Source organism: Geodermatophilus sp. SYSU D00779, assembly GCF_054050595.1.
This window is the reverse complement of sequence record NZ_JBJGZQ010000001.1, coordinates 107,695-126,175: the sequence shown is the minus strand read 5'-3', so window position 1 is coordinate 126,175 and position 18,481 is coordinate 107,695. Positions and strand designations below refer to the sequence as shown.

14 protein-coding genes are annotated in these 18,481 nt (G+C 74.3%); 5 read left to right on the top strand and 9 right to left on the bottom strand.

The window, feature by feature from the left end:
• Positions 1–102: 102 nt before the first annotated feature.
• The 3 genes from ACI79G_RS00565 to ACI79G_RS00555 form a co-directional block, all read right to left on the bottom strand.
• Positions 103–864 carry an ANTAR domain-containing protein gene (locus tag ACI79G_RS00565; protein WP_456878756.1) on the bottom strand — a complete coding sequence of 254 codons (762 nt, stop codon included), beginning with the start codon at positions 862–864 and terminating at the stop codon, positions 103–105.
• 156 nt (positions 865–1,020) lie between these two features.
• A complete protein-coding gene (locus ACI79G_RS00560) occupies positions 1,021–1,707 on the bottom strand; it encodes a response regulator (RefSeq protein WP_456878755.1) in 687 nt (228 codons plus the stop codon).
• Positions 1,704–3,332 carry an ATP-binding protein gene (locus ACI79G_RS00555; RefSeq protein WP_456878754.1) on the bottom strand — a complete coding sequence of 543 codons (1,629 nt, stop codon included), beginning with the start codon at positions 3,330–3,332 and terminating at the stop codon, positions 1,704–1,706. The genes ACI79G_RS00560 and ACI79G_RS00555 overlap by 4 nt, the downstream gene beginning before the upstream one ends.
• 150 nt (positions 3,333–3,482) lie before the next feature.
• Here ACI79G_RS00555 and ACI79G_RS00550 point away from each other — a divergent pair, with 150 nt between their 5' ends.
• The 3 genes from ACI79G_RS00550 (at position 3,483) to ACI79G_RS00540 (ending at position 9,152) form a co-directional block, all read left to right on the top strand.
• Positions 3,483–4,919: a cation:dicarboxylate symporter family transporter gene (locus ACI79G_RS00550; RefSeq protein ID WP_456878753.1), complete on the top strand. Its 1,437-nt coding sequence runs from the start codon at positions 3,483–3,485 to the stop codon at positions 4,917–4,919.
• Positions 4,920–5,211: 292 nt separating this feature from the next.
• Positions 5,212–5,928 carry a hypothetical protein gene (locus tag ACI79G_RS00545; protein ID WP_456878751.1) on the top strand — a complete coding sequence of 239 codons (717 nt, stop codon included), beginning with the start codon at positions 5,212–5,214 and terminating at the stop codon, positions 5,926–5,928.
• Positions 5,925–9,152, top strand: coding sequence for a bifunctional cytochrome P450/NADPH--P450 reductase (locus ACI79G_RS00540; protein ID WP_456878749.1), 3,228 nt, complete (start codon positions 5,925–5,927; stop codon positions 9,150–9,152). The genes ACI79G_RS00545 and ACI79G_RS00540 overlap by 4 nt, the downstream gene beginning before the upstream one ends.
• A 14-nt stretch (positions 9,153–9,166) precedes the next feature.
• On the opposite strand, the gene ACI79G_RS00535 is transcribed toward ACI79G_RS00540, so the two are convergent.
• The 3 genes from ACI79G_RS00535 to ACI79G_RS00525 form a co-directional block, all read right to left on the bottom strand.
• Complete coding sequence (locus ACI79G_RS00535; RefSeq protein WP_456878747.1) at positions 9,167–10,672, bottom strand: MFS transporter; 1,506 nt, start codon at positions 10,670–10,672, stop codon at positions 9,167–9,169.
• A 134-nt stretch (positions 10,673–10,806) separates the two neighbouring features.
• Positions 10,807–12,240: an ATP-binding protein gene (locus tag ACI79G_RS00530; protein WP_456878744.1), complete on the bottom strand. Its 1,434-nt coding sequence runs from the start codon at positions 12,238–12,240 to the stop codon at positions 10,807–10,809.
• 35 nt (positions 12,241–12,275) lie between these two features.
• Positions 12,276–13,934 carry an FAD-dependent oxidoreductase gene (locus ACI79G_RS00525; RefSeq protein WP_456878743.1) on the bottom strand — a complete coding sequence of 553 codons (1,659 nt, stop codon included), beginning with the start codon at positions 13,932–13,934 and terminating at the stop codon, positions 12,276–12,278.
• Positions 13,935–14,334: 400 nt separating this feature from the next.
• Between ACI79G_RS00525 and ACI79G_RS00520 the strand changes: the two genes are divergently transcribed.
• Positions 14,335–15,207, top strand: a complete 873-nt coding sequence (locus ACI79G_RS00520) for a hypothetical protein (RefSeq protein WP_456878741.1) — start codon at positions 14,335–14,337, stop codon at positions 15,205–15,207.
• 10 nt (positions 15,208–15,217) lie between these two features.
• On the opposite strand, the gene ACI79G_RS00515 is transcribed toward ACI79G_RS00520, so the two are convergent.
• Positions 15,218–15,586 (bottom strand): thioredoxin family protein, encoded by a 369-nt coding sequence (locus ACI79G_RS00515; protein WP_456878739.1) that lies wholly within the window; start codon positions 15,584–15,586, stop codon positions 15,218–15,220.
• An 85-nt stretch (positions 15,587–15,671) separates the two neighbouring features.
• Here ACI79G_RS00515 and ACI79G_RS00510 point away from each other — a divergent pair, with 85 nt between their 5' ends.
• Complete coding sequence (locus tag ACI79G_RS00510) at positions 15,672–16,019, top strand: UBP-type zinc finger domain-containing protein (RefSeq protein WP_456878737.1); 348 nt, start codon at positions 15,672–15,674, stop codon at positions 16,017–16,019.
• Between the two features lie 87 nt (positions 16,020–16,106).
• Here ACI79G_RS00510 and ACI79G_RS00505 read toward each other — a convergent pair whose 3' ends face one another.
• Positions 16,107–16,793 (bottom strand): TetR/AcrR family transcriptional regulator, encoded by a 687-nt coding sequence (locus tag ACI79G_RS00505; RefSeq protein WP_175479643.1) that lies wholly within the window; start codon positions 16,791–16,793, stop codon positions 16,107–16,109.
• A 210-nt stretch (positions 16,794–17,003) separates the two neighbouring features.
• On the bottom strand, positions 17,004–18,392 hold the full coding sequence (locus ACI79G_RS00500) for an MFS transporter (protein WP_456878734.1): 1,389 nt from the start codon (positions 18,390–18,392) through the stop codon (positions 17,004–17,006).
• Positions 18,393–18,481 lie beyond the last annotated feature (89 nt).

Sequence of the window (18,481 nt, the reverse complement as noted above, 5' to 3'; positions counted from 1 at the left end):
GGGAGGCACTGGTCGGCCGAGTGCGCAGTTGCGGTCGCTGACACGCACGGACACGCCGCTGCGGGCGACACGAACTGCACACTCGGCGGGGCCCGCGGGCGGTCAGGGACCCGTGTCCCCGAGCAGGTCAGCCGCCGGCGCTCCGTCGCCCGGGAGCTCGCCGGTGCGCACGAGACCGGCCGCGACGTCCTTGACCCTGGAGTCGGCGTACCTCGCCACCCGGGCCAGGACCTGCTGCGCCTGCTCGGTCGTGAGCCCGTGGCGCTCCATGAGCATGCCCGTGGCCCGCTCGACGACCGCGCGCGACTCCACCCTGCGCTCGAGGTGCTCGACCAGGTCGCGGGCCTCCTCGTGGGCGTACATGTTCGCGGCTACCACCGAGGCGTAGCCGGCGAACCGGACGGCCGCCGAGCGGCTGGCCTCGTCGAAGGCGTTGGGCTTGCGGGCGTACAGGTTCACCGCCCCCGCGATGCCCTCGGTGATCGGCAGCGGGACCGACAGGGAGCTGAGCATGCCCTGCTCGACGGCGTACGCCGTGTAGTCCGGCCACCGCGTCTCGGCCTGGGCGTCGGCGATCTCGACCACCTCCCCGGTGCCGGCAGCGTGCAGGCAGGGTCCGTAGCCGCGGGCGTACTGGCTCTCGTCGCAGGCCCGGGCCAGCTCGCCGGTGAACACCGACGTGCCGGGCCGGTCGTTGATGAGCAGGGACACCGAGGTCTCCGGATCGCCGGGCACGACCTCACCGGCCAGGTCCGCCACCGTCTTCAGCAGGGACCTCATGCAGTGCTCGCGGAGGCTCAGGCGGCCCAGCCGCTCCAGCGCCTCGACCGGGTCGAGCGGGTCCGTCGGTCCGGGGTTCGCCATGGCGTCGACCTCCGGTCGTCCGCCGCAGCGGCTGGGCGACCCAGGTCCGGGACCCCGGGAGCCGGGGCCGGTGGTCGGGTACGCCGCGGGAGTGACGCACGAGGAGCGCGGGGCCCGCCGCTCGGGTCCACGCTACCGCGCCCGGGTCGTCGCGGCTCAGCGCCAGCGGTACTCGAGCTCGGGGCGGCCGGTGCCGCCGTAGCGCGGCGCCCGGTCGACCAGCCCGGTGTCGGCGAGGTACTCGAGGTAGCGGCGGGCGGTGATCCGCGAGGCCCCGATCAGCTCGGCGGTCTCCGCGGCGGACAGCCCCGCGCCGGCGGCGCGCACCGCGGCCACGACGGCGTCGAGGGTCTCCCGGCCCATCCCCTTGGGCAGCGGCGCCGGCCGGCTCGGGCGCACCCCGCCGAGCACGCGGTCGACGTCGTCCTGCCCGGCGGCGTCCCCGCCGGCGTGCAGCCGCGCGTGGTACTCGGCGTACGCGGCCAGCCGGTCGCGCAGCGCCGGGTAGGTGAACGGCTTGAGCAGGTAGCCGACGACGCCGTGGGCGGCCGCGGCGCGCACCGTGGCCAGCTCCCGTGCCGAGGTGACGGCGAGGACGTCGACCTGGGCGCCGGCGCCGCGGATCCGCCGGCACAGGTCGATGCCGTGACCGTCGGGCAGGTTCATGTCCAGGAGCACCAGGTCGACCGGCTGGCGGGCCAGCGCGTCCAGGGCCGCGGCCCCGGTGCCGGCGACCGCCGCGGTGGTGAAGCCCGGCGTCCGGTCGACGTAGGCGCGGTGCGCCTCGGCGGCGACCGGTTCGTCCTCGACGACCAGCACCTTGATGACGGGGACACCGATCACCGGGACACCGCCGGGACGCCGACGGGCAGGGTGACGGTGAACAGCGCCCCCGGGCCGGGCCGCACGGTGAGCGTGCCACCGTGCCGGGCGACGGCCTGGGCGACCAGCGCCAGCCCCAGCCCGCGACCGAGCCCGGTGGGCGCGGCGGTCGTCTCCTTGGTGCTCCAGCCGCGCTCGAACACCCGCGGCAGGTCCTCCTCGCGGACGCCGGGGCCGGTGTCCTCGACCCGGATCTCCAGCCGCCCGCCGTCGACCTCGGCGGCGAACTGCACCTCCCGCGGCGGGTCGCCGGCCAGCGCGGCGTCGATCGCGTTGTCCAGCAGGTTGCCGACGATCGTGACCAGGTCGCCGCCGGGGATGCCGGTCTCCCCCACCGCCGTCGCCGGGTCGACCTCCAGCAGCACGCCGCGCTCGTGCGCCGTCGCGGCCTTGCCCAGCAGCAACGCCGCCAGCACCGGGTCGCCGACGGCGTCGACCACCCGGTCGGTGAGCTGTTGGGCCGAGGCCAGCTGGGCGGTGGCGAAGTCGATCGCCTCCTGGGTGCGGCCGAGCTCGACCAGCGACACGGTGGTGTGCAGCCGGTTGGCCGCCTCGTGCGCCTGGGCGCGCAGCGACTCGGCGAAGGAGCGCACGCTGTCGAGCTCGCCGGTCAGCGCCTGAAGCTCGGTGTGGTCGCGCAGGGTCACCACCGCCCCGGCCGAGCGGCCCTCCGGTCGCGGCGGGGCCTGGTTGACCACCAGCACCCGGGTGCCGGTCACGTGCACCTCGTCGACGGCGGTGCGCTGCTGCCCCAGCGCCGCGGTCAGCTCCGGGGGCAGGCCGAGCTCGCCGACGTGCCGGCCGGTGGGGTCGTCGGTGAGCCCGAGCAGCCGCCGCGCCTCGTCGTTGACCAGCTGCACCCGCTGCTCGTCGTCCACCAGGAGCAGGCCCTCGCGGACGGCGTGGAGCACGGCGTGGTGGTAGTCGACCATCCGCGCGAGCTGCGCCGGGGACAGCCCGTGGGTCTGCCGCCGCAGCCGCCGGGACAACGCCGCGCTGCCCAGCGCGCCGACGGCCAGCGTCGCGGCCGCCGTCCCGAGGATGCCGGGGACGGCGGCGGCCAGGTCCTCGCCGATCGCCTCGATGGTGACCCCGGCCGACACCACGGCCACCACGTCGCCGTCGTCGTCCACCACCGGGCCGGTGGCGCGCACCGAGGGGCCCAGCGTGCCGGTGTAGGTCTCGGTGAACGTCTCGCCCTCGAGCGCCGGGCCGATCGTGCCGATGAACGGCTTGCCGATCTGCGTGGGGTCGGGGTGGGTGAACCGGGTGCGGTCGGGCGCCAGGACGGTGATGAACGAGGTCCCGGTGTCGGCCCGGACCTCCTCGACGTAGGGCTGCAGCTCCGCCGTCGGGTCCGGCCCGGTCACCGCCGAGCGGACCAGCGGGGAGTCGGCGAGACTGGCGACGATCGCCGTGGTCTCCTCCGCGGCCGCCTGGCGCACCGCCTGGCGGGCCTCGAGGTAGGCGACGGCGGTCATGGTCAGGACGACGACCACCACGACCAGCGCCTGGAGGAGGAGCAGGCGCCGGGCCAGGCTCGCGTCGCCACGACGGCGGTGCGAGAGGAAGGCGGGGACGCGCACGTCCGCGAGTGTCCCGCGTGCGGAGCCCCGCGCCGCGACCGGCGTGTACGCAATGAACGAATGCGTGACGGCGGTCACCGGCACCCGCACCGTTTGTGCAGTGGCCCTCGTCACGGGCCGCCCCCATCCCCCGGATCCCCAGGAGCAGTCATGGCCTCAGGCACCGTCGCTGACGCGCCACCGCCCGCGAAGCGGCGGGACCGCACGCACTGGCTCTACCTCGCCGTCATCGGCGCGGTGCTCGCCGGCATCGCGGTCGGGTTCGCCTTCCCCGAGTTCGCCGTCTCGCTCAAGTGGCTGGGCACGGCGTTCGTCGCGCTGATCAAGATGCTGATCGCGCCGGTCATCTTCTGCACCATCGTGCTGGGCATCGGCGCCATCCGGCAGGCGGCCAAGGTCGGTCGCATCGGCGGCCTGGCGCTGGGCTACTTCGTGCTGATGTCGACCATCGCCCTGGCGATCGGCCTGGTCGTCGGCAACATCCTGCACCCCGGTGACGGGCTGCAGCTCTCCGAGGAGCTGCGCGGCCAGGGCGCCCAGCTGGCCGAGACCGCCCACGAGAGCGGCGGGACGACCGAGTTCATCCTCGGCATCATCCCGACCACGCTGGTGTCGGCGCTGACCGAGGGGTCCGTGCTGCAGGCGCTGCTGATCGCCCTGCTGGTCGGCTTCGCCCTCCAGTCGATGGGGCGCGCGGGCGAGCCGGTCCTGCGCGGCATCGGCCACTTCCAGAAGCTCGTCTTCCGCGTCCTCGCGATGATCATGTGGGTCGCCCCGATCGGTGCCTTCGGCGCGATCGCCGCCGTCGTCGGCGAGACCGGGATCGACGCGCTGAAGAGCCTCGCGATCATCATGCTGGGCTTCTACGCGACCTGCGCCGTCTTCGTCTTCGTCATCCTCGGCCTGATCCTGCGCCTGGTCGCCAAGATCAACGTGTTCTCGCTGCTGAAGTACCTGGGCCGCGAGTTCCTGCTGATCGTCTCCACCTCGTCGTCGGAGACCGCCCTGCCGCGGCTGATCGCCAAGATGGAGCACGCCGGTGTCAGCCAGCCGGTCGCCGGCATCGTCGTCCCGACGGGCTACTCCTTCAACCTCGACGGCACCGCCATCTACCTGACGATGGCCTCGCTGTTCATCGCCGAGGCGCTGGGCGACCCGCTGTCGATCGGTGAGCAGATCGGGCTGCTGGTCTTCATGATCATCGCCTCGAAGGGCGCCGCCGGGGTCACCGGCGCGGGCCTGGCCACGCTGGCCGGCGGGCTCTCGGCCCACCGTCCGGAGCTGCTGGACGGCGTCGGCCTGATCGTCGGCATCGACCGGTTCATGTCCGAGGCGCGGGCGGTGACCAACTTCGCGGGCAACGCGATCGCCACCGTGCTGATCGCCACCTGGACGCGGGAGCTCGACCGCGAGCAGCTGTCGGCGGCGCTGTCGGGCAGCAGCCCCTTCGACGAGGCGACCATGCTCGACGACCACCACGGCGGCCCGTCCGACGCCGAGCTGCCCGCCGACGCCACCAACGCCGGCCCCGGCGAGCGCGACGCCGGCGACGCGCAGCGCAAGCTGGCGGAGTCCTCGGTGCGCTGACGCAGCACCCGGCACCCAGGGGGTGCCCGGCCCGATCACGGGCCGGGCACCCCCTCGTCGTCCCTGGGGCAGGCGATTCCGGGAGCTGACGTACCGGAACGGTGCGAGACGGTTGGTTCACCCCGAGTGAGGTCGCTGCCACGGCTGTGAGCGACCGGCCGCCGCACGGGGAGCCCGACGGGCGGGTCGTTGCCGCCGCCCTCCGGCCGGGTGTAGCAAGGCCCGGTCCCGCTCCGGCTCGGTGGCGGGACGCACCTCTGGAAGCGGGGGCCGGCGGCCGCGGGAGGCCACCATGCGGGTCCCCACACGGCTCCCTCGCCCCGGCCCCGCGCTCGCGGACGACGGCGCAGCGGGTCTCGCGACTGCCAACGCCAGCAGAGCCGGCTGGTCGGGCATCGCCTTCACACTGCTGCTGGTCGCGGCGGCGCTCCTGCTCGGCCGCGTCCCGGGCCTGACCGCCTCCGACGCCGAGTACTCGGACTTCTACGCCGGCGGCGGCGACGCGATGGTGGCCATCGGGCTCTACCTGGTGCCGTTCGCCGGCATCGCGGCCCCCTGGCACATGATCGCCACTCGCACCCTGTTGCAGGTACGGCGTCCGGGGTCCTGGGCGGATGCCACCCACTGGCTGCACCTGGCCGCCTGCGTGGTCTTCGTCGCCCTCCTGTTCGCCGGAGCCGCCGCCTCTGGCGCGGCGGCACTGGTGGTCCAGTTCTCCGACGCGCCACCCCTGACCCCCGACGTCACCCGCGGGCTGACGGCGACGGGCTACACGCTCGTCTTCGTGTACGCCGTGCGGGCCGCCGGGATGTACATGCTCACCACCACCGGTCTCGCGCAGGCCGCCGGCGTGATCCCGCGGCCGGTCGCCCTGACCAGTTACGCGCTCGCCGCCGTCCTCCTGGCGAGCACCACCTTCCACCCCGTGATCCTGCTGGTGCTCCCGGCGTGGGTGCTGCTGATGAGCGTCCTGCTGCTGGTGCGCCGGCCGACAGGAGACCCGTCATGACCGCGACCGCCGCCCTCGACGAGATCCCCGGCCCCCGCGGGGTGCCGGTGCTGGGCAACGTCCTCGACATCGACACCGCCAGCCCCTTCGACAGCTTCATGCGGATGGCCGAGGAGTACGGGCCGCTCTACCGGCTGACCGTCCCCGGGGGCACGCGGCTGATCGTCTCGGGACCGGAGCTGGTGGCGGAGGTCTGCGACGACGCGCGCTTCGACAAGCTGGTCAGCGGAGGGCTGGCCAACCTGAAGCAGGACGCGCTCGCGAACGGGTTGTTCACCTCGGACACCGACGACCCGCTGTGGCAGCGGGCGCACGAGATCCTCATGAGCCCGTTCAGCCTGCAGGCGATGCGCGACTACCTGCCGAAGATGCTCGACGTCGCCGAGCAGCTCGTGGAGAAGTGGTCGCGGCTCAACCCCGGCGAGGAGGTCGACGTCCCCGCCGACATGACCCGGCTGACCCTCGACACCATCGCGCTGTGCGGCTTCGGCTACCGGTTCAACTCCTTCTACCGGGAGACCCCCCACCCGTTCGTCGACGCCATGATCCGCACGCTGGCCGAGTCCCAGGCCCGCGCGCGCCAGCTGCCGGTCCAGACCCGGCTGAAGGTCCGAGCCCAGCGGCAGCTGGAGGAGGACCAGCAGTTCATGGACGACCTGGTCGACCGGCTCGTCGCCGAACGCCGGGCGCAGGGGGACGCCGCGGACACCACCGACCTGCTCGGCCGGATGCTGACCGGGGTCGACCGGAACGGGGAACGGCTGCCCGACCGCAACATCCGCGCGCAGTGCATCACCTTCCTCGTCGCCGGGCACGAGACGACCTCGGGCCTGCTGTCGTTCGCGCTGTACTACCTCGCGGCGAACCCGCGGTTCGCGCAGCGGGCCCGCGCCGAGGTCGACGAGGTGCTGGGCCGCACGTCCCAGCCGACGTTCGAGCAGGTGCACCGGCTGCGCTACGTCCGGCAGGTGCTCGACGAGTCGCTGCGGCTCTGGCCGACCGCACCGGGCTTCACCCGGGCGCCGTTCGAGGACACCGTGATCGGCGGCCGCTACGCGATCCCGGCGCACACGCCGATCACCGTGCTGCTGCCGTCGCTGCACCGCAGCACCTCGGTGTGGGGACCCGATGCCGCGCAGTTCGACCCCGACCACGTGGCGCCCGAGCGGCTGGCCGCGCTCCCGCCGCACGCCTACAAGCCCTTCGGCACCGGGCAGCGGGCCTGCATCGGACGCCAGTTCGCGCTGCAGGAGGCCACCCTCGTGCTCGGCATGCTGCTGCAGCGGTTCGACCTCGTCGATGCCCGCGGCTACCAGCTGCACACGAAGACCACGCTCACGATCAAGCCCGACGACTTCCACCTGCAGGTGTTGCCGCGGGAGGACGTCCCCCTCGGCATCCCGGTCCAGCGGACCGCGGAGGACCCCGCCGTCCGGACCGCCACCCCGCAGGCCGCACCGGTGCCCACGGTCGCGCGGCACGGCACGAGGCTGACCGTGCTGTTCGGCTCCAACCTCGGCACCGCCGAGGCGATCGCCCGGCGGCTGGCCCAGGAGGGGACCGAGCGCGGCTTCGACGTGACGCTCGGGTCCCTCGACGACCACGTCAGCGACCTCCCCACGGGCGGTGCCCTGCTCGTGGTCTGCTCCTCCTACAACGGGACACCACCGGACAACGCCGCCGCGTTCTGCCGCTGGATCGCCTCGGCCCCGGAGGGGGCGGCCGCGGGCGTGGCGTACAGCGTCTTCGGCTGCGGCAACACCGAGTGGGCCAGCACCTACCAGGCCGTGCCCGCTCTGCTGGACCGGGAACTGGAGGCCCACGGCGGGCAGCGGGTCCACGCCCGGGGCGAGGGCAACGCCGCCGGCGACTTCGACGCGGCCTACCGCGACTGGCACGGCGAGCTGTGGCAGACCGTCGCCACCGCGCTGGACCTGCCGGCCGAGGTCGCCGCCACGGCCCCCGCCGGGCCGCGGCTGTCGATCACGCTGACCAACCGGCAGGTGACCAACCCGCTCATCGTGTCCTACCGGGCCCGGCCCGCGCGCGTGCGGGGGAACCGGGAACTCCTCGGCGCGGGCGGGTACGGGACCCCCGGCCGGTCGACCCGGCACCTGGAGATCGCCCTGCCGGAGGGCACGGCCTACCGCGCCGGTGACCACCTCGGGGTGCTCCCGCGCAACCGCGTCGACCAGATCCGCCGGGTCATCAGGCACTTCGGGCTGGACGCCGGGCAGTACATCACCATCATCCCGACCAGCGGCACCCACACCCACCTGCCGATCGACGAGCCGACGCCGCTGCTGGGCGTGCTCGGGAGCTGCGTCGAGCTCCAGGACGTCGCCACCCGCGACGACGTGGCGCTCCTCGCCCGGCACACCGACGACCCCGGGCAGCGGTCCGCTCTCGAGGCGGTGGCCGGCGACGACGACCAGTACCGGGAGCGGGTGCTGGGGCCCAACCGCTCGGTGCTCGACCTGCTCGACCAGTTCCCCGCCTGCCGGCTGCCCTTCGAGGAGTTCCTCGACCTGCTGCCGCCGCTGCGGCCGCGGTACTACTCGATCTCCTCCTCGCCGCTGACCAGCCCGGACGTCTGCAGCATCACCGTGGGCGTGGTGCACGGCCCGGCCCGCTCCGGCTCCGGCTCCGGGACGTTCACCGGCGTGGCCTCCGGGCACCTGGCCGAGCTGCCGGACGACGGGACGGTGTTCGTGTTCGTCCGCGAGCCCACCATCCCCTTCCGGCCACCAGAGGACCCGCACGTGCCGATGGTCATGGTCGGGGCGGGGACCGGGGTGGCGCCCTTCCGCGGGTTCCTCCAGGAGCGCGCGGCGCAGCGTGCCCGGGGGGTGCCCGTCGCCCGGTCGCTGCTGGTCTTCGGCTGCCGCGAACCGCGGTCGGACCTGCTCTACGCCGAGGAGCTGGAGGACTTCCAGGAGCAGGGACTGGTGCGCGTGGAGAACGCCTTCTCCCGCGAGGACGGCCGCCCCTGCCGCTACGTGCAGGACGCACTCCTGGACTGCGCCGACGAGGTGTGGGACCTCCTCCAGCAGGGCGCCGTCGTCCTGGTGTGCGGCAACGCCGCCACCATCGCCCCCGCCGTCCGCGCGTCCCTGACCCGGGTCTTCCGGGACCGGACGTCCACCGGTGAAGCGGACGCGCAGGCCTGGCTGACCGGGCTGCGGTCGGCCGGCCGGTTCGTCGAGGACATCTGGGGCGGCTGACCGGCGCGTGCAACTCAGTGGTGCAGGTGGGCGTGCCCGTCGTCGTCCCCGCGCGGCTCGGCGTCCGCGTCCTGCCGCCGGCCGTGCCGCAGGTCGACGACGGCGAGCACGAGGGCCGCGGCGATCCCCACAAGGGCGACTCCCAGTCCCGCCGCCGCGGCCGCCGGGTAGTCCTGGCCCGTCGCCCCGAGGACGACGTAGAACAGGCCCGGCAGCGCCGCGGTCCCGATGACCGCGCCGAAGCGCTGCGCGGTCTGCAGCCCGCCACCGGCCGCGCCGGCCATCCGGACGGGCACGTCGCGCAGCGTCATCGTGATGTTCGGCGAGATGACGAAGCCGCCGCCCAGGCCACCGGCCAGCAGCGCGGGCGCCACCGCCCAGGGGACGGCGGCGGTGGGCACCAGTAGCAGGACGGCGACGGTCGCCCCGAGGCCGGCCATCACCCCGACCAGGCCGAGCACGGTGAGCAGCCGGCCGAAGCGCTCGACCAGCCGCCCGGCCACCACCGCGGCCGCCGCCGAGCCGATCGCGAACGGCGTCACCGCCAGCCCGGACTGCAGCGGGGTGAGCCCCAGGCCGGTCTGGAAGAACAGCGCGAAGACCAGCCAGATGCCGCTGAAGCCCACGAAGTAGACGGTGCCGAGCGCCGCCCCCAGCCCGTACCCGGGCGTCTGCGTCACCAGCCGCGGGTCGAACACCGGCTCCCCGCCGCGGTGCACCACCCGGCGCTCCCAGGCGACGAAGCCGACCATCACCAGCGCGCCGACCGGGAACAGCCACCACAGCCGGGAGAGCCCACCGGCCTCGGCCTGCACCAGCGGCAGCAGCAGGGCCAGCGCGCCGGCGCCGAGCAGCACCACCCCGCCCAGGTCGATCCGCCCGGACCGGCCGGACCCGCCCCTCGGCAGCAGCCGCCAGGCGAGCACGAACGCGACCACGCCGATCGGCACGTTGACGTAGAAGATCCAGCGCCAGTCGGCCACCCGCAGCAGCAACCCGCCGGCGATCGGCCCCACCGCGGTCGACACCCCGACGACGGCGCCGAACAGCCCGAACGCCCGGCCCCGCTCACCGCCGCGGAACAGCTGCTGGATCAGCCCGGAGTTCTGCGGGGCCAGGACCCCGGCCGCCAGCCCCTGCGCCAGCCGGGCCGCGATGAGCAGCCCCACGCTCGGTGCCGCGCCGGCCGCCGCGCTGCACAGCACGAAACCGGCCAGCCCGACGAGGAACATCCGCCGCCGGCCGAGGGCGTCGCCCAGCCGGCCGGCCGGGACCAGCATCAGCGCGAAGGTCAGCGCGTAGCCGGAGACCACCCACTGCACCGCCGCGGGCGAGGCCCCCAGGTCGCGCTGCAGCGTGGGCAGCGCGACCGACACGATGCTGACGTCGAGCAGGCTCATGAAGCCGGCGACGAGGGTGACCGACAGCGCCCGCCAGCGGCGCGGGTCGGGCCGGTACTCCTCCTCGGCATCGCCGCCGGGGTCCCGCGCGGTCCGGTCGACGTCGGGCCGGGCCGTCACGGGCGCCTCCGGGGGGTTCGGGGTGGCGGCGCCCGGTGCGCGCCTGCCTTCCCCGTCGATCCTCCGCCGGGGCCGGTACCCCCGCAGGGCGGGGCCTCGAGGCGGCCATCTACGCGGAGATGGCCGCTCCGGGGTCAGGCAGGCGCCGCCTCGGTCAGCGGGAGGCGCACCTGGAAGCGGGTGTCCCCCGGCCGCGAGCGCACCCGCAGGTCGCCGCCGTGCCGGGTGACGACGACGCGGTAGGACACGTCGAGGCCCAGCCCGGTGCCCTGCCCGACCGGCTTGGTGGTGAAGAACGGCTCGAACACCCGCTGCCGCAGCTCCTCGGGGATGCCCGGCCCGGTGTCGGCGACCTCCACGAGCGCGCAGTCGCCGTCCCGGGCGGTGCGCAGGGTGAGCGTCCCCTCGCCCGCCATGGCGTCGAGGGCGTTGACGATGAGGTTGGTCCAGACCTGGTTGAGCTCACCGGGATAGCCCGGCACCGGGGGCAGCGACCGGTCGTAGTCCTTGACCACGCGTACGCCCGGCGGGGTCTTCGCGCCGAGCATGACGAGCGTGGCGTCCAGCCCGGCGTGCAGGTCGGTGGGCTGGTACGGGGCCCGGTCCAGCTGCGAGTACTGGCGGGCGGCATCCACGAGGCCGGAGATGCGGCCGGTGCTGTCGGCGATCTCGGCCAGCAGCGACTCGGTCTCCACCGCGTACGCCAGCCAGCGCAGCGCGGGCTCCAGGGCGGCCGGCTCGACGGCGTCGGCGACCCGCTGCAGGTCCCCCGGCCCCAGGCCCGCGCCCACGAAGACCCCGGCCAGCTCGTAGGCGCCGCCGACGTCCCGCTCGTCGAGCCAGTCGCCGAGCTCGTCCTCCCGGTCGGCGCGCTCCAGCGCGGTGAGCTCCGGGGCGCTGCCCACTCGGGCCACCAGCTCCTCCTGCAGACCGGTCAGCGCCCGCAGCACCGCGCCGTCGAGCCTGCCCTCCGACAGCAGGGCCAGCTTGTGGCGCATCCCGGCGAACCGCTCCCGCAGCGCGGCGGCCGCCCGCGACGCGGCCGCGGCCGGGTTGTTCAGCTCGTGGGTGAGGCCGGCGGTCAGCTTGCCGAGGGCCAGGAGCCGCTCCCGCTGCCCGACCAGCTCGGCGGAGTTCCGCTGGCCGATGAACATGCCCTCCAGCAGGTGCACCGCCATCGGGTACCAGCGCCGGAACTGCGCGGCGAACTCGGTCGCGGGCAGCTCGAGGAAGCGGCAGTCGGTCACCGCCCGGACCGTCGCCGGATAGCGCTGGTCGACCCGCTCGCCGACGTAGAACTGCACCGCACCGGAGTAGACACCGCGGTGCGACGTCCGCACGGTCTCGACCTCGCTGCCGCCGACCCGGCGGGACATGGCGAGCGTCCCCTCGAGCAGGACCGAGAAGCACCGGGCCGGCTCGCCCTCGACCGACACCTCGGCACCGGCCGGGAACGCGACGACGGCGCCGTGCTCCGCGACCCAGGCCAGCTGCTGGTCGTCCAGGTCGGCGAAGAGGAACAGCTCGCGCAGCTCGGCCGGGCCCAGCCGGGCCGCCGCCGTGGTCACCGGTCCTCCGCCCTCGGACGGCCTCGTGAGCTCGGTCATCGGTCCTCCAGGTAGCGGTGCACCAGGGTGACCGCCATGGCACCCTCGCCGACCGCCGAGGCGACGCGCTTGACCGAGTCGGCCCGCACGTCCCCGGCGACGAACACGCCGGGCAGGCTGGTCTCCAGCAGGTACGGGTCGCGGTCGAGGTCCCATCCGGCGGGGCGGCGCCCTTCGCGCAGCAGCGCCGGGCCGGTGGGGATGAACCCGCGTTCGTCGCGCACCACCACGCCGTCCAGCCAGCCGGTGCGCGGCGCGCCGCCGATGAAGACGAACAGGTGGCTGGCCGGCAGCGTCTCCTGCTCACCGGTCCGCGCGTCCTCCACGGTGAGCGTCTCCAGGTGCCCGTCGCCCTGCGCGCCGGCCACGGTGGTGCAGGTGCGGACCGAGATGGACCCGATGCCGGCGATCTGCTCGATGAGGTAGGCCGACATCGACGCCTCCAGCGACGGGCCGCGCACCAGCAGGCACACGGACCGGGCGTACCGGGAGAAGAACACCGCCGCCTGCCCGGCCGAGTTGGCCCCGCCCACGATGTAGACGTCGCTGTCGGTGCACTCGGCGGCCTCGGTCATCGCCGAGCCGTAGTAGACGCCGCGGCCGGTCAGGTCGTCGACGCCGTCCACGCCGAGGTTCCGGTAGGAGACGCCGGTGGCCAGGACGACGGCGTGCGCGCCGATGCGGCGGCCGTCGTCGAGGTGCAGCACCCGCTTGGGCCCGTGCGCCTCGAGGGCCACGACGTCGCGGGCCAGCAGCAGCTCGGCGCCGAACTTGACCGCCTGCCGACGGGCCCGGTCGGCCAGCTGCCCACCGGAGACGCCGTCGGGGAAGCCGAGGTAGTTCTCGATCCGGCTGCTCTGGCCGGCCTGCCCGCCGGTGGCCTCCCGCTCGACGAGCACGGTGCGCAGCCCCTCGGACGCGCCGTACACGGCGGCACCCAGCCCGGCCGGCCCGCCGCCCACGACCACGAGGTCGTAGAACTCCTCCCGCGGGTCGACGGCGAGCCCGGCGACGGCGGCCAGCTCCGCCTCACCGGGGTGCTTGAGGACCTGCGCGTCGGTGGTGACGACGACGGGGACGTCGTCCGGCCCGGCTCCGGCGGCGGCGAGGATCCGCTGTCCGTCCGGCTCGTCGGCGTTGAACCAGCGGTACGGGACGGCGTTGCGGGCCAGCAGGTCGCGGGCGCGGAAGGACGGCGCCGACCAGCGGTGCCCCACCAGCTTGACACCGTGCACCTCCGGGTCGGGGGTGTCGTGCCAGGCGGCCAGCATCGCGTCGACGGTGGGGTACAGCTTCTCGTCGGGCGGGTCCCAGGGCTTGAGCAGGTAGGCGTCGACGTCGACGTCGTTGATCGCCGCGATGGCGGCGTCGGTGTCGGCGTAGGCGGTGAGCAGCGCACGGCGGGCCCGCGGGACCAGGTCCATCGCCTGCTCGAGGAACTCGATGCCGTTCATCTCCGGCATCCGGTGGTCGGCGAGCAGCACCGCGACCGGGTCGCCGCGCAGCTTCAGCTCACGGAGCGCCTCGAGCGCCTCGGCGCCGGAACCGGCGCGCAGCACCCGGTGGGTCTCGCCGTAGCGCCGGCGCAGGTCCCGGGCGACGGCGCGCGAGACCGCCGGGTCGTCATCGACGGTGAGCAGCACGGGTCGGCCCATGGGGCCTCCTGTCCGGGCCCGCCGTGGGCGGGATGGGTGCGGGAGGGCGGCGTCGTCGCCGGCTGCGGCCACGCTAGCCCGCACGGCCGCCATGGTGACAGCCTCGCGGTCACGAGCGCCGTCCGCGGCTCGTGACCGTCCGGTGACGCTGCGGTGACGCGGGGAGAGGAGTCTGCACGCGATCCGCGACGGGCGGTCCGCGTGGAGGACCCGGGGGGCCGATGCCGTGTTCCAGGAGTCCCCGACGCTCGGAGACGGTGGTGCGGCCGGAGTCCGGGCTCCCGGCACCGACGTGCCCGACGACCTCCTCGACGCACAGCGCCGCGTCGTCGGACTCCTCGGGGAGCGACGACACACGGGCCGCGCAGTGCCGCAGCGGCACGCGGTGGGACACCCCGAGGTGCGGAAGACGCTGGAGAACACCAGCGATCGGCTGCGCCAGCTGTGTGACCCGGCGATGCGGTCCGACGCGCGCGACTGCAGGCTGCGTGCGCTGCTGACGAGGACCGAGTGGCTCACCGGCGACGGCGGCCCGCGCCCACCGACGCCCGAGCAGGCGTGGGAGCTCGCGGACGCGCTGCGGGCCCTGTGGCTGGACCTGGCCGCCGAGGGCGCACTCCTCGCCTACGCGAGCGAGCACCCGGTGCCGAGGCCCGCCACGTCCGCCAGTGCCGCCGAACGGGCTGCCCACCTGCGTGTGTGGCTCCTGCACGACCACGACGCGAGACGCAAGCGGGGGTCCCACGAGCGAGCCCGGGCCGCGCTGAGGACCCACTACCTGCAGCGGGTCGGCGCGATCCTGTGGGCCCTGGTGCTGACGTCCACGGTCGTCGGGATCGTCGTCGCCGACGACGTCGGCGGGCTCCTGCTCACGGCGTTGGCCGGTGCCACAGGTGGGGCACTGAGCGGCACACGCGCGCTGCGCGACACGGTGAACCTCACCAGAGCCCGCGGGTTCCAGGCGTGGTGGTGGATCCAGCCGGCGGTGGGAGCGGCCGTGGGCCTGCTCGTGTACGCGGTGCTCCAGTCCCCGATCCTGTCGCTCCCCGGGTCCGACTCGGCGAGCAGCACGGCCCGCACCGCTTCGTTCGTCGTCTACGCCTTCACGGCCGGCTTCTCCGAGCCCTTCATCCTCGGCATCCTGGCGAAGATCACCGGGGCAGCGGACGCGGCTGCCAACGACGCCGCCAACCCCCCTCGCCGCGTTGGCCTGACGGGGGAGTCTGCCGCCGTCCCGTCCCCTGACGCCGGCAGCCGCACCAGCACGGGGTGACCACCAGCATTCAGGGTCCGGTGACCGGCTCCGGGAAGGTCTCGCGGACGGCGACCATGTCGAGGTCGCGGACGGTGGCGATGAGCAGCTCCACGGAGTCCTCGGGGAACCAGCCCGGCTCGGCGAACACCGGCACGCCGTCGCGGAAGACCATGAGGCTCGGCGCGCGCTCCACCCCGACCGCCGCGGCGAGCCGCGGCTCGGCGGGCAGGTCGACGGCCGTGAAGTGCAGGTCCGGGTGGCGCTGCGCCACGGCGTCGAAGACCGCGGCGAAGGCCCGGCTCGATCCCGACGCGGTGTCGCGGAAGTCGACCAGCACGATGCCCGCGGCCTGCGTCGCCGCCGCGAAGTCGTCCTCCGAGAGGCTGACCGTCCCCACGCTGCCCTCCGTCCCCGGACCGAGTGTCCCCCGTCGGCTGCGCGACGGCTTCCGGGGAGCGGTCGTGGTCCCTACCGTGACGGTCGTGGACGCTGCCGCTGCGATCGACCCGTCGGTGCCGCCGAGCGGCACGGGCTGCGTGGAGTGCGAGGCCACGGGCGGGTGGTGGTTCCACCTCCGCCGGTGCGCCGCCTGCGGCCACGTCGGCTGCTGCGACTCCTCCCCCTCACAGCACGCCCGCCGGCACGCGGGCGAGTCCGGGCACCCGGTCGTCCGCAGCTACGAGCCGGGTGAGAGCTGGTTCTGGGACTTCACCCGCGAGGACTTCGCGACGGGCCCGGAGCTCGCGCCGCCCGAGCACCGCCCGTGGGACCAGCCGGCCCCCGGGCCGCGCGGCCGGGTCCCCGCCGACTGGCTGTCCCGCCTGCACTGAGGCCCGGCCGCGTCGAGTGCGACGGACCCGTGGTGGTCAGCACTCGATGGCCACGAGGTCGTCGCACTCGCCGGCGGCCGCGGGTGCTCAGCGGGCGGTGAGATAGGCGACGACGAGGTCGCCGAGCATCTGGCGCTGCTGGTCGCGTCGCTCGGGGTCGAGCATGTCCCGCCCGAAGAGGGCGCGCCAGGTGTACCGGTTGGCGGTCCGGTAGATGCAGAAGCCGCTGATGACCTGGTGCACGTCCAGCGCCTCCACGTCGTCCCGGAAGACGCCGGCCTCGCGTCCGCGGGCCAGGATGCGCCCGAGCACGTCCAGGGCGCGGGTGTTGAGGTTGGACAGCCGCTCCGAGCGGGCGATGTGCTCGGCACGGTGGATGTTCTCGATGCTGACCAGCCGGATGAAGTCCGGGTGCGCCTCGTGGTGGTCGAAGGTCAGCCCGGCCAGCGCGCGGATGGCCTCGACCGGGTCGAGGTGCTCGACGTCGAGCTGCTGCTCGAGACCGCGGATCCGGCTGTAGGACCGCTCCAGGACGGCGACGTAGAGCTGCTCCTTGCCGCCGAAGTAGTAGTAGATCATCCGCTTGGTGGTGCTGGTCTTCGCGGCGATCTCGTCCACCCGTGCCCCGGCGTAGCCCCGGTCGGCGAACTCGCTGGTGGCCACGTCGAGGATCTCCGCGCGGGTGCGCTCGGCGTCGCGCTGCCGCGGCGGATCGGAGACGGCTGCGACCGCGGGGACGGGCTCGTCGGACAGCGGCTGAGCGGCGGACGACACGGCTGCGGACCTCTTCACGTCGGTGGGATCCCCCCGAGCCTAGGACGCCCGGCGGCGGTGCCCGGCAGGTCCACCGGCTCGCCGGTCACGTCGCCTCCTGACGGGACGGGCCGGTGGCCGGGCCGACGGAGGTCGGCCCGGCCACCGGGGCGGCTCCCCTGCAGGGTCCCGCCGCGAGCCTGCGAGTGGCGAGGGGCAGGGGGTCCTCTCTCAGACCGAGGCGCGGATGCGGTCGTACTCCTCGCGCGGCACCACCGGAGCGTCGTCGCGACCCAGGTCGTTCATGTGCACGCGGTAGGTCTCCCGGGCCGACCAGGCGGCCGTCGCCGCGATGATCCCGATGCCGAAGGTGATGCTGCCGACGATCAGCGGCACGTTGGACCCGCCCGGCGCCACGATCGCGTAGATCGTGGGCAGGAAGGCGGTGATCATCGTGCCCAGGTTCTGCGAGACCGCGAAGGCCGTCACGCGGGTCCGGGCCGGGAAGAGCTCCTGGTAGAAGGCCGGGTACACCGCGTTGTAGCCCTGGTACACAACGCCCCACATGAGGATCGCGAGGACGAAGGCGCCGACCACGGAGCCCTGGCTGATCGCGTAGAGGTAGCCGAAGGACAGCGCCGTCGACCCCAGCGCGCCGACGATGATGCACGGCCGCCGGCCGATGCGGTCGGACAGGTTGCCGACGAAGGGGATCAGCAGCACGGCGACCGCGTTGCCCACCACGGAGACCCACAGGTACGTGGTGGTGCTGAAGCCGTTGCCGTACTCCTCCTGGGTGGCGTAGGCCGCGCCGAACACGGTGGCCGCCACCGGGACGGCGTTCATCAGCGCCATGCAGACGACCCGGAACATGTCCTTGCCGCTCTCCTTGACCGCCTGGACGATCGGGGCCTTGGGCACCTCGCCGTGCGCGGCCTCCTCTCGGAAGACCGGGGTCTCCTCGACCCGCCGCCGGATCACGTAGCCGGCGACGACGACCACCGCTGACAGCAGGAAGGGGATGCGCCAGCCCCACGACTGGAACTGCTCCTCGGGCAGCAGCGCCGACAGCGGCAGGAACACCGCGGCGGCGAGGATCTGCCCGGCCTGGACGCCCTGCAGGGTGTAGCTGGCGTAGTAGCCGCGCCGGCCGAACGGCGCGTGCTCGACGATCATCGCGCTGGCGCCGGAGATCTCACCGCCCACGGCGAAGCCCTGCACCAGCCGCAGCACCACCAGCAGCGCCGGGGCCAGGAGGCCCACCTGCTGGTAGGTGGGCAGCAGCGCGACGAGGAACGTCGACGCGCCCATCAGCAGCATGCAGAGCACGAGCACGTTCTTGCGCCCGTGGGTGTCGCCGTAGTGACCCAGCACGAACGCGCCGATCGGGCGGGCGACGTAGCCGACACCGAAGGTCGCCAGCGAGGCGATGACGGCGACCTGCGGATCGGACTCCGCGAAGAAGATCGTCGGGAACACCAGGGCGGCGGCCTGGGCGTAGATGAAGAAGTCGTAGTACTCCAGGGCGCTGCCCATCCAGCCGCTGGCCGCGGCCTTCTTGGGCGTCTTCTGGAACTCGCGGGGCTCGTGCGAGCCCGGCTCGGCCACTGCGTCGCGCATCGGTCCTCCTGGGAGGGAAGGGGGGTGCGCCGGCGGGCGCGGGACGGCGGTGCTCGGTGCGGAGCGAGCGCGGTGACCGGCACCACGTC

Coding starts and splice junctions, on each gene's coding strand:
- ACI79G_RS00565 (WP_456878756.1), bottom strand. CDS start 864: ATGGCGAACCCCGGACCGACGGACCCGCTCGACCCGGTCGAGGCGCTG.
- ACI79G_RS00550 (WP_456878753.1), top strand. CDS start 3,483: ATGGCCTCAGGCACCGTCGCTGACGCGCCACCGCCCGCGAAGCGGCGG.
- ACI79G_RS00545 (WP_456878751.1), top strand. CDS start 5,212: ATGCGGGTCCCCACACGGCTCCCTCGCCCCGGCCCCGCGCTCGCGGAC.
- ACI79G_RS00540 (WP_456878749.1), top strand. CDS start 5,925: ATGACCGCGACCGCCGCCCTCGACGAGATCCCCGGCCCCCGCGGGGTG.
- ACI79G_RS00525 (WP_456878743.1), bottom strand. CDS start 13,934: ATGGGCCGACCCGTGCTGCTCACCGTCGATGACGACCCGGCGGTCTCG.
- ACI79G_RS00500 (WP_456878734.1), bottom strand. CDS start 18,392: ATGCGCGACGCAGTGGCCGAGCCGGGCTCGCACGAGCCCCGCGAGTTC.